Here is a 16,433-nt window from a genome sequence, read left to right on the forward strand (position 1 = left end):
CGGCAATCCCAATGATGGGAGCCGCCATGGCAGACATGCCGGGGGGCAGCGTCCCAATCCCGCATATACGAACGGTCGGACTCCGAATCCGGCGGCGGGGCAGGGGAACCCGCCGTATGGCCCGCCGATGACCCCTCCCCAACAGGGACGTCCTCCATACGGTCAACCGGCCGCATACGGCCAGAGGCAGCCAAACCAGGGGAGCCCGCAGCATGGCATGCCTCAGCGTCCGACGCAGCCGGGTCAGGGCGCCCCGCAATACAACGGACCGCGGCGGAACGGGCCGTCCGGACCCGCGCAGTACGGCCGGCCGGTGCCGCCATACCAGACGGGTCTGCCGCAACAGCCGTATCCGGGAACGCCTCAGCGTCCGCCGTATCCCTCCGTCGGCGATTCCGGCAATGGGGGAGGACGTCGCTCGCGGACGCGCAGGCCCGGTTCCCGGGCGACGCGCGCATATGCCGCGTCCTCGCCGCAGCCGGCGGCGGCCAAGGCGAAGTCGCGCAGGACGAACATCATCACGCTGGTCGTCGCCGCCGTCGTGATCATCGCCATGTACGCCACCTACACGTTCTTCACGAACCGTAACGAGCACGGCTATGCCAGCGGCGACATGTCGGTGTACGGCAACAGCTTCGACACCTCGAAATACGATTTGCAGAAGCCATGGCTCGACACCCCGTCCGACGTCGTGTTCAGTGAGAACATCGGCAAGATGTCGACCATGATGAAGCTGGACACGGAAGGCGTGACCCAGGACGGCGAGCCCATCGCGGCCGTCTACACCGATCCCGCCCTGACCCAGCGGTACAGCATCAACGTCACGCAGGACAAGGAGAAGCCCGGCTACGTCAACATCAACGCCGCCAGCTTCGCGCCCTGCGCCAACTACTACGACCCGGGGAAGAAGATACTGCACGCGCAGTCGTTCACCGACATCATCAAGAACGACTATTACGTCGGCGACAGCTGCCTCGACCGGCAGCTGGACGACGACTACTTCGCCGGCGACGGCTCGGTGGGCGGCAAGTTCATCGGATTCGAACGATACTTCCTCGTCCTCTACTACGGCGAGGACGGCGAGAAGCTCGCCAAGCCCAAGGTCACGTACTTCACCGTCTACGACGACAAGCACGATCTCGACACCCCGCAGAACGTCAGGGTCGACGTCGACAAGAAGGGCAACGTCAACGTCAGCTGGAATCCCGTCGAGGGCGCCACGCACTACAACGTGTATCTCAGGACCGGCGGCAAGATCAAGAGCAAGGACGCCTCCGACCAGGAGAAGAAACGCAACGACACCTCCAGCCAGTCGACGTATCTGCTCGCCAAACCCACCAAGAACTCGGTGAACCTCGCCGACTGGGACCCGACCAAGGCGCCCGGATTCGCCGCATACCTCAGCGGCGCGTTCCACAACGTCGAGGAGGAGGCCAAGAAGGGGCAGGTGTATTCGGACACCCCGATATACCAGAACATGCAGTTCGCCAACCTGTTCAGCGGCGAAAGCGAGGACCAGGGATTCACTCCCGGCAGCAGCAGCCTGGAGAAGCACCACGCCGAATACCAGCGCACGCTGAGCAACACGAGCCTGCTCGTCGTGGCGTTCGGCGACGACGAAAAGGCGTCCAACTCCCAGGTGGCGCAGATCAACATCACGTCGATGCTCTCCCAGGTGCCGCTCGGCCCGGCGTTCAACGCCATGATGGACGATTCGAACGTCAACAAGGAGTACATCACCTACCTCACCGTCGCCGACGGCCTCACCAGAATCGTGCCGCGGCGGTACGACTGGTCCACCGCGAAGGTGACGGCCGAGGGCGTGGAGGTCAAGTTCCATCTCGGCCAGACCAGGATGCAGTCCACCCAGGTGCTCACCGACAAGGGCTCCACGGTCGAGGAGGTCAAGGCCCGCGTCGAGAAGGACACCGAGACCGTGCAGGCGTCCGACAAGCAGACCGGCCTCATGGGCGGCGACGGCTCCGGCACCATCGACTGGAACGACGACACGGGAGACATCTCCAAGGCCGTCGACATGAGCGGCGTCAACGGATCCATCGAATACGTGAAGTTCATCGCGGCGAACCTCATGCAGGACCGCACGTACATGGACGTCACCAAGTACTACGACCAGGCCAGCGCACCGACCGCCCAGGACGCCGTGGACGAGGCCGTGGCGCAGAACCCGCTGATCCTGCACACCTACGCCTACTCCGCCACCAAACGCAGCGGCGACAAGGTGTATCTCAAGGTGCAGTACTATGACGACAGCTACGGGTCGGACACGGCGAACGTGAGGAAGGACCTGAGCGCCAAGGCCGACCAGATCGTGTCGAAGATCATCACGCCGGGCATGGACGCCAGGGCCAAGGCCACGGCCATCAACCAGTACCTCGTCGACAACTTCGAATACGACTACGCGACCTACCGCAATGAGATGCAGACCAACACGACCGGTGGCAAAAGCTTCTACGTGCGGCACAAGAGCAACCAGAACGCCTCCGGCCTGCTCGGCAACTACGCCGGCCAGAACCTGAGCGTCACCGTGTGCGCCGGCTACGCCAAGGCGTACAAGCTGCTCGCAGACAAGGCCAAGCTCGACACCGTGTACGTGACCGGCACGGTGAACACCGGCACCACCAACGGCGGCCACGCATGGAACAAGGTGAAGGTCGACGGCCAGTGGCTGGTGGTGGACTCCACCTGGAACGACTCCGACGGCGGCGCGACGACCCGCTACCTGCTGGTCTCCGACAGCAGCGACGTCATCCGCGCCCGCGGCCAGGTGTACGACCACGACGAGATCGTGGACGCCAAGCTCGCCGACTACGGCATCAGCTGACATCCATCCTCAGGCTCCCCCTCAGAGGGGAGCCGTCGGGACCGACCGAGGGAGATCCGCACTCCGCGCCATCTCCTTACGATGCCACGCCACGCCGATGTCCAGCCATCTGGTAAACTATCTCCTTGTGTGTGCCATTAACGCGGCCTATGTGATCGGCCGTGTTCGAGTGGGACATCCCCGAGTCCGATGACGCGAGCCGGTGACGGCGTGCCGAGGACGGAGGGCCATCGGGCCGGTGGACTGTGGCTGGAACATCCGATTCGCGATGTTCTTCGGGCTGCAGTGTGGCGGCTCCACAGAAGAACAAATTTCCATGTGAATCGGAGAACTTAAGTTGCCTACGATTGAACAGCTCGTCCGTAAGGGACGCAAGCCGAAGCCCAAGAAGTCGAAGACCTTGGCGCTGAAGGGCAGCCCGCTGCGTCGCGGCGTGTGCACCCGTGTCTACACCACCACCCCGAAGAAGCCGAACTCGGCTCTGCGTAAGGTCGCCCGTGTGCGCCTTTCCTCGGGCATCGAAGTCACCGCCTACATCCCGGGCGAGGGCCACAACCTGCAGGAGCACTCCATCGTGCTCGTGCGCGGCGGCCGTGTGAAGGATCTTCCTGGTGTGCGTTACCACATCGTGCGTGGCGCGCTCGATACCCAGGGTGTCAAGGACCGCAAGCAGGGTCGTTCCCTGTACGGAGCAAAGAAGGCGAAGTAAGAGAAATGTCACGTAAAGGACCCGCTAAGAAGCATCAGCTCCTGCCCGATCCGATCTACGGTTCGACGGTGGTTGCCCAGCTCATCAACAAGATTCTGCTCGACGGCAAGAAGTCGATCGCCGAGGACATCGTGTACTCCGCGCTTGATATGGTCAAGGAGAAGACCGATCAGGAGCCCGTTTCCGTGCTGAAGCGCGCTCTTGACAACATTCGCCCGAGCCTCGAGGTCCGCTCCCGTCGAGTCGGCGGCGCCACCTACCAGGTGCCTGTCGAGGTCAAGCCCGGCCGCGCCAACACGCTGTCGCTGCGCTGGCTGACCGACTTCTCCCGCGCCCGTCGCGAGAAGACGATGGCCGAGCGTCTGGCCAACGAGATCCTCGATGCCTCCAACGGCCTCGGCGCTTCTGTCAAGCGTCGCGAGGATACTCATAAGATGGCAGAGGCGAACAAGGCCTTCGCCCACTACCGCTGGTAATCAGTAGAACGAGAGTTAAGGAAAACTCATGGCACTAGACGTGCTCACGGATCTGCACATGATCCGCAACATCGGCATCATGGCTCACATCGATGCCGGTAAGACCACCACCACCGAGCGAATCCTGTACTACACCGGTAAGAACTACAAGATCGGTGAGACGCATGATGGCGCTTCGACGATGGACTTCATGGCTCAGGAGCAGGAGCGCGGCATCACCATCCAGTCCGCCGCCACCACCTGCTTCTGGAACCGTCAGACCCACAACCCTGACGAGAAGTTCCAGATCAACATCATCGACACCCCTGGCCACGTGGACTTCACGGCCGAGGTGGAGCGTTCGCTCCGCGTGCTCGATGGCGCCGTTGCCGTGTTCGACGGCAAGGAAGGCGTGGAGCCGCAGTCCGAGACCGTGTGGCGCCAGGCCGACAAGTACGGCGTTCCGCGCATCTGCTTCATCAACAAGATGGACAAGCTGGGTGCTAACTTCTACTACTCCGTCGACACCATCAAGGAGAAGCTGGGCGCGACCCCGCTCGTCGTGCAGCTGCCGATCGGCGCCGAGAACGAGTTCGCCGGCGTCGTCGACCTCATCCGCATGAAGGCCTACGTCTGGAACGACGTCAAGGATGACATGGGTGCCCACTACGACACCGTCGACATCCCGGATGACCTCAAGGAGAAGGCCGAGAAGTACCGCTCCGAGCTGATGGACCAGGTCGCCGAGTCCGACGAGGAGCTTCTCGAGAAGTACCTCGACTCCGGCGAGCTCACCGAGGACGAGATCCGCTCCGGCATCCGCAAGCTCACGATCGCTCGTGAGGCCTACCCGGTGCTCTGCGGCTCCGCCTTCAAGGACAAGGGCGTGCAGCCGATGCTCGACGCCGTGATCGACTACCTGCCGAGCCCGGAGGACGTCCCCTCCATCGTCGGCTTCGATCCGAGCGACGAGTCCATCGAGATCGACCGCAAGCCGCTGGTCTCCGACCCGTTCTCGGCCCTGGTCTTCAAGATCTCCACCCACCCGTTCTACGGCAAGCTCGTGTTCGTGCGCGTGTACTCCGGCCAGGTCAAGCCGGGCGACACCGTGCTCGACTCCACCAAAGGCAAGAAGGAACGCGTCGGCAAGATCTTCCAGATGCACGCCGATAAGGAGAACCCGGTCGATTCCGCCGAAGCCGGCAACATCTACACGTTCGTCGGCCTCAAGAACGTCACCACCGGTGACTCCCTGTGCGACGAGAAGGCCCCGATCTCCCTCGAGTCCATGACCTTCCCCGATCCGGTGATCGAGGTGGCCGTGGAGCCGAAGACCAAGGCCGATCAGGAGAAGATGAGCATCGCCCTCGCGAAGCTCTCCGACGAGGATCCGACCTTCCAGGTGAAGACCGACGAAGAGTCCGGCCAGACCCTGATCTCCGGCATGGGCGAGCTCCAGCTCGACATCATCGTCGACCGTATGCGTCGTGAGTTCAAGGTCGAGTGCAACGTGGGCAAGCCGCAGGTGGCCTACCGCGAGACCATCCGCAAGGCCGTCATGAACCAGGAGTACACCCACAAGAAGCAGACCGGTGGTTCCGGCCAGTTCGCAAAGGTCCTCATGAACTTCGAGCCTCTCGACACCGAAGAGGGCGAGACCTACGAGTTCGTCAACGAGGTCACCGGCGGCCACATCACCAAGGAATTCATTCCTTCGATCGATGCTGGTGTGCAGGAAGCCATGGAATCCGGCGTGCTCGCCGGCTTCCCGGTGGTGGGCGTCAAGGCGACCGTCACCGACGGCCAGACCCACGACGTCGACTCCTCCGAAATGGCCTTCAAGATCGCCGGCTCCATGTGCTTCAAGGAAGCCGCTCCGAAGGCCAAGCCGGTCATCCTCGAGCCGATCATGGCCGTCGAGGTCCGTACGCCGGAAGAGTACATGGGCGACGTGATGGGCGACATCAACTCCCGCCGTGGCTCCATCCAGCAGATGAGCGACTCCACCGGTGTCAAGGTCATCGACGCCAAGGTGCCGCTGAGCGAGATGTTCGGCTACATCGGCGATCTTCGTTCGAAGACCCAGGGCCGTGCAATGTTCACCATGCAGATGGATTCCTACGCCGAGGTGCCGAAGGCCGTCTCGGACGAGATCATCAAGGCCCAGCGCGGCGAGTGAGCCGTGCTTGACCGTCAGTGATGGCGGTCTCAGCCCGCTGCGGCGTCGTGTCGCCGGCGAACGGTAGAATTTTCTGCTGTGAGCTGGGCGACACGGCGCTAAAGTTGGCGAAACTACCGAAAACCCAGTAATATGTAGCGAGTGTCTTGTGCATGGTTTGCACAGGCAAACTACGAGACGTCCAGGAGGACAAACACATGGCAAAGGAAAAGTACGAGCGTACTAAGCCGCACGTTAACATTGGTACCATTGGCCACGTCGATCACGGTAAGACCACCCTGACCGCCGCCATCTCCAAGGTGCTGCACGAGGAGTACCCGGATGTCAACCCGGAGTACGACTTCAACCAGATCGACTCCGCCCCTGAAGAGGCCGAGCGCGGTATTACCATCAACATCGCCCACATCGAGTACCAGACCGCGAAGCGTCACTACGCTCACGTGGACTGCCCGGGCCACGCCGACTTCGTGAAGAACATGATCACCGGTGCCGCCCAGATGGATGGTGCCATCCTCGTTGTGGCCGCCACCGACGGCCCGATGGCCCAGACCCGCGAGCACGTGCTGCTCGCCCGTCAGGTCGGCGTCCCGAAGATCCTGGTCGCCCTGAACAAGTGCGATATGGTCGACGATGAGGAGCTCATCGAGCTCGTCGAGGAAGAGGTCCGCGACCTCCTCGAGGAGAACGGCTTCGACCGCGACTGCCCGGTCATCCACACCTCCGCCTACGGCGCTCTGCACGACGACGCTCCGGACCACGAGAAGTGGGTCCAGACCGTCAAGGACCTCATGGACGCCGTCGACGACTACATCCCGACCCCGGTTCACGACCTCGACAAGCCGTTCCTGATGCCGATCGAGGACGTCTTCACCATCTCCGGTCGTGGTACCGTCGTCACCGGCCGTGTCGAGCGTGGCCAGCTGGCCGTCAACTCCCCGGTCGAGATCGTCGGCATCCGCCCGACCCAGAACACCACCGTCACCTCCATCGAGACCTTCCACAAGACGATGGACTCCTGCGAGGCTGGCGACAACACCGGTCTGCTCCTCCGTGGCCTCGGCCGTACGGACGTCGAGCGTGGCCAGGTTGTGGCTGCTCCGGGCTCCGTGACCCCGCACACCAAGTTCGAGGGTGAGGTCTACGTCCTCACCAAGGATGAGGGTGGCCGTCACTCGCCGTTCTTCTCCAACTACCGTCCGCAGTTCTACTTCCGCACCACCGACGTCACCGGCGTCATCACCCTGCCGGAAGGCGTCGAGATGGTTCAGCCTGGCGATCACGCCACCTTCACGGTCGAGCTGATCCAGCCGGTCGCCATGGAAGAGGGCCTCACCTTCGCTGTGCGTGAAGGCGGCCACACGGTCGGTTCAGGTCGAGTCACCAAGATCCTCGGCTGATTTCATCAACCGAAATCCTGCGCTTAGCCTAGCTGCGTAACACGAAGCCCCGAGCCGAAAGGCCCGGGGCTTCGTCGTATCTCCGCGCTTTTGGCCCCGCTGGCGGGGGCTGTCATGCGGAGCATGACTGGGGGTGGCTGGTATGCTATATGGCAAAGCGGGGAGAAATGAAAACGGGGGAGACCTTGACCAACGAAAGGTGTCTCCATGCTTCCCTATAACAAGGCCAACGTGCCGCTTGCGAGAGAACTCCGCGCCAATGCCACGCCGTGGGAACGAAGGCTGTGGCATGGATTTCTTCGCAATCATCATCTGCGTTGGCAACGTCAGAAACCCATCCTCGACTACATTGTCGATTTCTACTGCGATAAGGCCAAGCTCATCGTCGAGCTCGACGGCGGCGGCCATTATACGCCTGAGCAGCATCGCAAGGACCAGTCACGTACGGATGACCTTGACGACCTGGGTCTCATGGTGCTGCGCTATACAAACATCGATGTCGATCGTCATTTCCAAGCCGTCTGTGACGATATCGACGCTCGAATTGAGCAGCGCATGCGCTGAGCAGGTGCCCGACCACCCTCAGTCCGCCTTGCGGCGGCCAGCTCCCGCCGGCGGGAGCGCTCTTGGCCCCCGCTCGCGGGGGCTGTCATGCGAAGCATGACTGGGGGTGGCTGGTGCGGCGAGTATTTGTTGCGCTGGAAATCTGGGTTGGCGCATCAGGTGCCCGTCGGCCACCCTCAGTCCGCCTTGCGGCGGCCAGCTCCCGCCGGTGGGAGCGGGACACGGCGCTGTTTATACGTTATGGCATAATATACAAGGCTAAATTTGAGCTTTGCCTATTTTGATATATGAAAAGGTGAGTAATCGTGGCACAGACCAGCAATGACATCAAGAACGGTTCCGTCATCAACCTCGACGGCCAGCTGTGGACCGTCATCAAGTTCCAGCATGTGAAGCCGGGCAAGGGCCCCGCCTTCGTGCGCACCACCATCAAGAACGTGCTCTCCGGCAAGATCGTCGACAAGACCTTCAACGCGGGCATGAAGATGGAATTCGAGACCGTCGACAACCGCACCCTGCAGTACTCCTATGACGACGGCGACAACTTCGTCTTCATGGATATGACCACCTACGACCAGATCCTCATCCCGAAGACCCTCGTCGGCGACGACGCCAAGTTCCTGCTCGAAGGCACCGACTGCATCGTCAGCTTCCACGACGGCACGCCGCTGTCCGTCGAACTGCCGGCCTCCGTCATCCTGACGATCACCCACACCGAGCCGGGCCTGCAGGGCAACCGCTCCAACGCCGGCACCAAGCCCGCCACCGTCGAGACCGGCGCCGAGATTCAGGTCCCGCTGTTCATCAACGAGGGCGAGAAGGTCAAGGTCGACACCCGCGACGGTTCCTACCTCGGCCGCGAAAACTGATCAATCAGACCGACCAACCGCATTAAAGGAATCTTCATGGCACGTTCCACCGCCCGCAAGAGGGCTCTGAACACGTTGTATGAAGCTGACGAGAAGGGACAGGACATCCTGTCCCTTCTTGCTGAGCGCATCGAACACCCCGGCGCGCAGACGCCGCTTCCCGACTACGCCGTCGAGATCATCCGCGGCGTCGCCGAGCACGAACGGGACATCGACGACCTCATCGGGGAATGCTCGAACCGATGGAACGTCTCCCGCATGCCCGTCGTGGACCGTAACATCATGCGCGTCGCCACATGGGAGATCGTCTACAACGACGACGTCCCCACCGGCGTCGCCATCGACGAGGCGCTGTCGCTCGCCAAGACGCTGTGCGACGCGGACTCGCCGAACTTCATCCACGGTCTGCTGACCGCCGTCGCCACCAAGGCCGACGAGCGTCGTTCGGCGGAACCGGAAGCAACAACCAAGCAAACAGAAGAAACAGAAGAAGAGTAGTCACCGGTCCAGCCACGTGCCCCGTGGTAAGGTGATTACGGAATAATCCGCTGTTAAGGGGGATTTAGTGAGCCTCAATGAGTCGGAACCCACTGCAGTGGGTAGCTATGATGCAAACAGCGCCGTCCTCGTTCTTGAGGACGGGCAGGTCTACGTCGGCGAGCCCTACGGCGCCACCGGCAGGACCTTCGGCGAGATCGTCTTCGCCACAGGCATGACCGGCTACCAGGAAACACTGACAGATCCGAGCTACGACCGTCAGATCGTTGTACAGACGTTCCCGCACATCGGCGACACCGGCGTGAACCACGAGGATCCCGAATCCTCCCGCATCTGGGTCGCCGGCTATGTGGTGCGCGACCCCAGTCCGGTCGTGAGCAACTGGCGCGCCACCGGCAGCCTCGACGATGACCTGCAGGCGCAGACCATCGTCGGCATCGCCGACATCGATACCCGCAAGCTGGTGCGTCATCTGCGTTCCGCAGGCGTCATGCGCGCGGGCATCTTCTCCGGCGATGCGCTGACCGACGAAACCGGCAAGGTCGCCGATATCGCCGATCTGCTCGCCCAGGTCAAGGCACAGCCGCAGATGAGCGGATCCAACCTCGGCCCCGAGGTCTCCACCAAGGAGACGTACACCGTGGAGCCCACCGGAGACTTCGAGGGCAAGGACCCGCTGGCCACCGTCGTGGCCGTCGACCTCGGCATCAAGGCCATGACGCCGCACCGTCTCGCCGAGCGTGGCTGCCGTGTGCACGTCGTGCCGATGACCACCACGTTCGAGCAGATTCAGGCCATGAACCCGGACGGCGTGTTCTTCTCCAACGGCCCCGGCGACCCGGGCACCGCCGACGACACCGTGGCGCTGCTGCGCGCCGTGCTCGACGCGGGATACCCGTTCTTCGGCATCTGCTTCGGCAACCAGATTCTCGGCCGCGCTCTTGGCTTCGGCACCTACAAGCTCAAGTTCGGCCACCGCGGCATCAACCAACCGGTCAAGGACCTCACCACCGGCAAGGTGGAGGTCACCGCGCACAACCATGGCTTCGCCGTGGACGCGCCCATCGGGGAGACCATCGTCACACCGTACGACGGCGGACACTTCGGCAAGGCCCGTGTGAGCCACATCGACCTCAACGACAACGTGGTCGAAGGCCTCGAATGCCTCGACATCCCCGCGTTCTCCGTGCAATACCACCCCGAGGCGGCGGCGGGTCCGCACGATGCCTCATATCTGTTCGATCGTTTTGTGAATCTCATGTTGAACACCAAGGATTCCAAGGAAGGTAGTGTCAATGCCTAAGCGCACCGATATTCACTCCGTCATGGTCATCGGTTCCGGTCCGATCGTCATCGGCCAGGCCGCGGAGTTCGATTATTCCGGAACGCAGGCATGCCGAGTCCTTCGTGAGGAAGGCATCCGCGTCATCCTGGTGAATTCCAACCCGGCGACCATCATGACCGATCCGGAGATGGCCGACGCCACCTACATCGAGCCGATCTCCGTACCGATTCTCGAGAAGATCATCGCCAAGGAACGCCCCGACGCCCTGCTGCCCACCCTGGGCGGCCAGACCGCGCTCAACGCGGCCATGGCGCTCGGCGAGGCCGGCGTGCTCAAGAAGTACAACGTCGAGCTCATCGGCGCCTCCCTTGACGCCATCGACAGGGGCGAGGACCGCGAGCTCTTCAAGAAGGTCGTGGACGAGGCCGGCGCCGAATCCGCGCGCTCCTTCATCGCCCACTCCATGGAGGAGGTCGACGCGATCGTCAAGGAGCTCGGATACCCGCTCGTGGTCCGTCCGAGCTTCACCATGGGTGGCCTCGGCTCCGGCATCGCACACAACGAGGAGGAGCTGCACCGCATCGCCGGCGCCGGCCTCCACTATTCCCCGACCGACGAGGTGCTGCTCGAGGAGGGCATCGAGGGCTGGAAGGAATTCGAACTCGAGCTCATGCGCGACCGCAAGGACAACGTGGTCGTCGTCTGCCCGATCGAGAACGTGGACCCCGTGGGCGTGCACACCGGCGACTCCATCACCGTGGCCCCGTGCTTCACGCTCACCGACCGTGAATACCAGAAGCTGCGTGACATCGGCATCGCCATCATCCGTGGCGTGGGCGTCGACACCGGCGGCTGCAACATCCAGTTCGCCGTGCATCCCGGCACCGGCCGCATCATTGTCATCGAAATGAACCCGCGCGTCTCGCGTTCCTCCGCCCTGGCGTCCAAGGCCACCGGCTTCCCGATCGCCAAGATCGCCACGAAGCTCGCCCTCGGCTACACGCTGGACGAAATCCAGAACGACATCACGCAGTCCACGCCCGCCAGCTTCGAGCCGACCATCGACTACGTCGTCACCAAGGTGCCGCGTTTCGCGTTCGAGAAGTTCCCCGGCGCGGAGACCCGCCTGACCACCTCCATGAAGTCCGTAGGCGAGGCCATGGCCCTCGGCGGCAACTTCCAGGAGTCGCTGGGCAAGGCCATGCGTTCCATCGACAAGCGCCACATGGGCTTCAGCTGGGACGGCGAAAAGCCCGACGCCGCCGAGGTGGCCGACCTGCTGGAGAAGATCAAGGTACCGACCGAGCACCGCTACCAGCAGATTCAGCGCGCCATCTGGGGCGGCGCCACCAACGAACAGATCTTCGAGTCCACCAAGATCGACCCGTGGTTCATCGAGCAGCTGCTGCTCATCGACAAGACCGCCATCGCCATCAAGGAGGCCAAGACCCTCACGCCGGCGCTGCTCAAGCGCGGCAAGAAGGCCGGCCTGTCCGACGTGCAGATCGCGCATCTGCGTGGCCTGGGCGACGAAGGCGAGAACACCATCCGCGAGCTTCGCTGGACCTACGGCCTGCGCCCCGTCTACAAGACGGTCGACACCTGCGCCGCCGAGTTCGACGCCGTCACGCCGTACTACTACAGCTGCTACGCCGACGAGTCCGAGCTGCGTCCGCGCAAGCGCGAGGCCGTGATCATCCTCGGCTCCGGCCCGAACCGCATCGGCCAGGGCATCGAGTTCGACTACACCTGCGTGCACGCCGTGCAGGAGCTCGGCAAGGATTACGACACCATCATGGTGAACTGCAATCCCGAGACCGTCTCCACCGATTACGACATGTCCGACCGCCTCTACTTCGAGCCCCTCACCTTCGAGGACGTGCTCGAGATCTACGAGGCCGAGAAGGAGATGGGCCCGGTCAAGGGCGTCATCGTGCAGCTCGGCGGCCAGACGCCGCTGTCGCTCGCCGCGCGCCTCAAGGCGGCCGGTGTGCCGATCCTCGGCACCACGCCCGAATCCATCGACCTGGCCGAGAACCGTGAGCTCTTCGGCGAGGTGCTGCGCAAGGAGGGCCTCAACGCCCCGCGCTATGGCACCGCGCTGAGCCTCGAGGAGGCCCAGGAGGCCGCCAACAACATCGGCTACCCGGTGCTGGTGCGCCCGAGCTACGTGCTCGGCGGCCGCGGCATGGAGATCGTCTACGACGACGCGCAGCTGAAGAAGTACGTGGGCCGAGCCCTCGACGAGGCCAAGGCCGACATGGTCGTCTCCGGACGTCTGCCCTCACCGCTGCTCATCGACAAGTTCCTCTCCGACGCCATCGAGATCGACGTCGACGCCCTGTTCGACGGCGAGGAGCTCTACATCGGCGGCATCATGGAGCACGTGGAGGAGGCCGGCGTGCATTCCGGCGACGCCGCATGCACCCTGCCCCCGAGCACCCTCTCCGACGACCAGATCCGTCGTCTGCGCGAGGCCACGCTGGCCATCTCCCGCGGCTGCAACGTGCGTGGTCTGGTCAACGTGCAGTATGCGTTCATGTCGAACACCCTGTACGTGATCGAAGCCAACCCGCGCGCCTCCCGCACCGTGCCGTTCGCGTCCAAGGCGACCGGCACCCCGCTGGCCAAGGCCGCCGCCCGCATCATGGCGGGGGAGACCATCGCCGACCAGCGCGCCAACGGCCTGCTGCTGCCCCACGGCGACGGTGGTGACGTGCGCATCGGCCAGCCGGTCGCCGTCAAGGAGTCCGTGCTGCCGTTCAAGCGCTTCCGTACCCCGGTCGGCAAGACCGTCGACATCCTGCTTGGCCCCGAGATGCGTTCCACCGGCGAGGTCATGGGCTTCGACCGCGACTTCCCGCACGCGTTCGCCAAGAGCCAGCTCGCCGCCTACGAGGGCGGTCTGCCCACCAGCGGCAACGTGTTCATCTCCGTCAACGACACCGACAAGCGCCAGCTGCCGCTCATGGCCGTGCGCCTGGTCGAGCTCGGATTCAAGATCTGGGCCACCGAAGGCACCGCATCGGTCCTGCGCCGCTACGGCATCGAGTCGAACATCGTCGACAAGATCACCGGCCGTGTCGACACCGATGAGGCCAAGGTGCGTCATGCCGAAGGCAGCGTCGGCAAGAACGTCGTCGAACTCATCGAGGACGGCAAGATCGACATGGTGCTGAACACCCCCAATTCCCGTGGCTCCCGTTCGGACGGATACTCCATCCGCGCGGCCGCCATCGCCGCCGACCTGCCCCAGTTCACGACGATGACCGAGTTCTCCGCCGTGCTGCTGGCCATCGAGGCGGTAAAGAAACAGGATTACCAGATTCTGAGCATTCAGGAACATGCTCAGCAATTGTTTGCATTGGAAGGTGTGAACTGACATGAACAACGCAGAGGCCCAGACCAATATCGTCCAACGTTCTGAATTCGGAAAAAGACTTAAGGCGTCCATGGACTTGTATGGGCCTCTGTGCGTAGGCATCGACCCCCATCGCAAGCTGTTGGCCAAATGGGGGTACAACGTCGATGCCAAGGGCGCGGAGCTGTTCTCCATGCGCATGCTGCAGGCGGCGCAGGGACGTGCCGCCGCCGTCAAATTCCAGATGCCCATGTTCGAGCGTTACGGGTCCAAGGGATTCGCCGCGCTCGAACGGGCGTTGTTCGCGGCCCGGCAGATGGGCGTCATCACCATCGTCGACTGCCTGCGTGGTGGCCTGCCCACGACGGTGTCCGCCCTCGCCGACGCCTATCTCAAGCCCGATGCGCCGATGCTCGCCGACGCCATCACCCTCCTGCCGTACTACGGCTTCCGTTCGCTGACCAATCTCGTCGGCGACGCCCTGGAGAACGGCCGCGGCGTGTTCATCGCATCCGTGACGTCCAACACCGAGGGCATCTCCCTGCAGTCGGCCATCCGCCAGCGTGGGGACTTCCCCGGCCAGACCGTCGCCTATGGCGTCGCCCACGCCGCGCAGAACTTCAACGACGGCGTGGAGGGCATGGGCTCCGTCGGTCTGATCATCGGCGCGACCATCGGCCAGTGGATGAAGACCAGCGGCGTCGACCCGTCGGTGTTCACCGGGCCGATCCTTTCCCCCGGTTACGGATGGCAGGGCGCCGAGGCCAAGGACCTCAAGACCGTGTTCAAGGGCACCAAGGGCAACGTGCTCGTCACCGTCTCCCGCTCCATCTCCTCCAAGGGCCCGGAGATAGCCGATCTTGCGTCCGCGACCGAGGAGATCGCCCTCGACGTGCGTCAGGCGCTGTACGAGGCCATGGAGGAGAGCGACAAGGAGGATGTCCCCGCCCCCGAACCCAGGACCACCATCCCGGGACTGGACCCGGCCCTCACCGCGGCGAACCTCGCCGACGGTCGTCCGCCGCAGACGCAGGCGCCGCAGATGCAGCAGCACCATCAGCAGGTTACGCAGCATCCGCGCCGCCAGCCGGTCATCGGCGGCCAGCAGCAGCGTTCCGCCATAGCGGATCACAATCGCGAATCCGAAATCATCTGAACGTTCCGGACATTTCCGGGGCGTTCCCCATCGTCCCGTGATTTCGGCACATAGCCGACTCAAGGAGTTTTCTACGACAATGGACAATGCCATCAAAGAGGGTGCCGGCAAGCGTCGTCTCATCGTGCTGACCGGACCGACCGCGGTCGGTAAGGGCACCGTGGAGGCGAAGCTGCGCGAGGACCATCCCCAGGTCTGGGTCTCGGTCTCCGCCACCACCCGCGACCCCCGTCCTGGCGAGGTCAACGGGGTCACCTATTGGTTCATGACCGAAGAGGAGTTCGCGCGCAAGCAGCGGGAGGGCATGTTCCTCGAAACCGCGGTCGTGCACAACATGGCCCACTACGGCACACCTTTGGAACCGGTCATGGAGCATCTCGAGGCCGGGGTGCCCACCATCCTCGAAATCGATCTGCAGGGCGCCCGTCGCGTGCGCGAACGCGCCGCCGAGCTGGGGCTGGAGGTGCTGTACGTGTTCCTCGCGCCGCCGAGCTTCGACGAACTCGTCAAGCGTCTGATCGGACGCGGTACCGAGAACGAGGAGCAGCGTCGCCGGCGTCTGGAGACCGCCAAGGTCGAACTGGCCGCGGAGAACGAGTTCGACGTGACCATCGTCAACAACACCGTGGAACAGGCCGCGGCCGACCTGTGGAACGTCATCGCCGAGGAATACGGCATCAGGTGACCGTCATGGTCAGATGACCGCCACGGCAGGTGGCCGCACCACCATGCGCTCGCATCCCTTATGGCCGCTTGGGGAGCCCGGATCTCATCGTCCGGGCTCCTTTTCGTATATGGGCGTATACGCGGAACATATGGGGAAGGACGAGAAGGTGAACTTTCCGGTCGTTCATCATGTCGTAATGCCGGCAATGGGTAGTGTGGAAATTGACGGGGATGTCGTGCTGCACCGCCGAGCATGCGGTATTGCGGTGGCGACACGCCGATGGAACGTTGGAATTGCAAGGTTCCTGTGGTTTCTTTTGTCTTCTGGTTTGCGTTGTTGGTTGGGGTCGTGTATGTTTATCTCTTGCTGCCCGGCACGGATGGTTCAGGTTTTGGCTTGGATGTTTGGTCTGGTGTGGTGGTGGTTTGAGAACTCAAGAGCGTGTTTTGTA

At 63.2% G+C, this 16,433-nt stretch carries 12 protein-coding genes and 1 pseudogene; all 13 read left to right on the plus strand.

Features of this window, described 5'->3' with window-relative positions:
• The first annotated feature begins 217 nt into the window (after positions 1-217).
• The gene (locus KIH77_RS04960; RefSeq protein ID WP_219099999.1) at positions 218-2,842 is read left to right on the plus strand and encodes a transglutaminase domain-containing protein; all 2,625 of its coding nucleotides are present in this window, start codon (positions 218-220) and stop codon (positions 2,840-2,842) included.
• Positions 2,843-3,179: 337 nt separating this feature from the next.
• Positions 3,180-3,551 (plus strand): 30S ribosomal protein S12, encoded by a 372-nt coding sequence (rpsL, locus tag KIH77_RS04965; RefSeq protein ID WP_100510868.1) that lies wholly within the window; start codon positions 3,180-3,182, stop codon positions 3,549-3,551.
• A gap of 5 nt (positions 3,552-3,556) precedes the next feature.
• On the plus strand, positions 3,557-4,027 hold the full coding sequence (gene rpsG, locus KIH77_RS04970) for a 30S ribosomal protein S7 (RefSeq protein ID WP_100510869.1): 471 nt from the start codon (positions 3,557-3,559) through the stop codon (positions 4,025-4,027).
• Between the two features lie 28 nt (positions 4,028-4,055).
• Positions 4,056-6,185, plus strand: a complete 2,130-nt coding sequence (gene fusA / locus KIH77_RS04975) for an elongation factor G (protein WP_219100000.1) — start codon at positions 4,056-4,058, stop codon at positions 6,183-6,185.
• Between the two features lie 197 nt (positions 6,186-6,382).
• Positions 6,383-7,582, plus strand: a complete 1,200-nt coding sequence (gene tuf / locus KIH77_RS04980) for an elongation factor Tu (protein WP_100510872.1) — start codon at positions 6,383-6,385, stop codon at positions 7,580-7,582.
• Positions 7,583-7,789: 207 nt separating this feature from the next.
• Positions 7,790-8,146 (plus strand): endonuclease domain-containing protein, encoded by a 357-nt coding sequence (locus KIH77_RS04985; protein ID WP_219100001.1) that lies wholly within the window; start codon positions 7,790-7,792, stop codon positions 8,144-8,146.
• A gap of 305 nt (positions 8,147-8,451) precedes the next feature.
• Entirely contained in the window at positions 8,452-9,015 is a 564-nt protein-coding gene (gene efp / locus KIH77_RS04990; protein ID WP_219100002.1) for an elongation factor P, read from the plus strand.
• Positions 9,016-9,051: 36 nt separating this feature from the next.
• Positions 9,052-9,513, plus strand: coding sequence for a transcription antitermination factor NusB (nusB, locus tag KIH77_RS04995; protein WP_219100003.1), 462 nt, complete (start codon positions 9,052-9,054; stop codon positions 9,511-9,513).
• Between the two features lie 67 nt (positions 9,514-9,580).
• Entirely contained in the window at positions 9,581-10,816 is a 1,236-nt protein-coding gene (gene carA, locus KIH77_RS05000) for a glutamine-hydrolyzing carbamoyl-phosphate synthase small subunit (RefSeq protein ID WP_219100004.1), read from the plus strand.
• Positions 10,809-14,180 (plus strand): carbamoyl-phosphate synthase large subunit, encoded by a 3,372-nt coding sequence (gene carB, locus KIH77_RS05005; protein ID WP_219100005.1) that lies wholly within the window; start codon positions 10,809-10,811, stop codon positions 14,178-14,180. Before carA ends, carB begins: the two co-directional genes overlap by 8 nt.
• 1 nt (position 14,181) lies before the next feature.
• Positions 14,182-15,093: pseudogene (pyrF, locus tag KIH77_RS05010) on the plus strand (orotidine-5'-phosphate decarboxylase); the annotation flags it as partial.
• A 301-nt stretch (positions 15,094-15,394) separates the two neighbouring features.
• On the plus strand, positions 15,395-16,000 hold the full coding sequence (gene gmk / locus KIH77_RS05015; protein ID WP_219100006.1) for a guanylate kinase: 606 nt from the start codon (positions 15,395-15,397) through the stop codon (positions 15,998-16,000).
• 130 nt (positions 16,001-16,130) lie between these two features.
• Positions 16,131-16,433 (plus strand): hypothetical protein (locus KIH77_RS05020; protein WP_219100007.1); only part of this gene is annotated, 303 nt, incomplete at its 3' end.

Source organism: Bifidobacterium pluvialisilvae, from assembly GCF_019331695.1.
Taxonomy (GTDB): domain Bacteria; phylum Actinomycetota; class Actinomycetes; order Actinomycetales; family Bifidobacteriaceae; genus Galliscardovia; species Galliscardovia pluvialisilvae.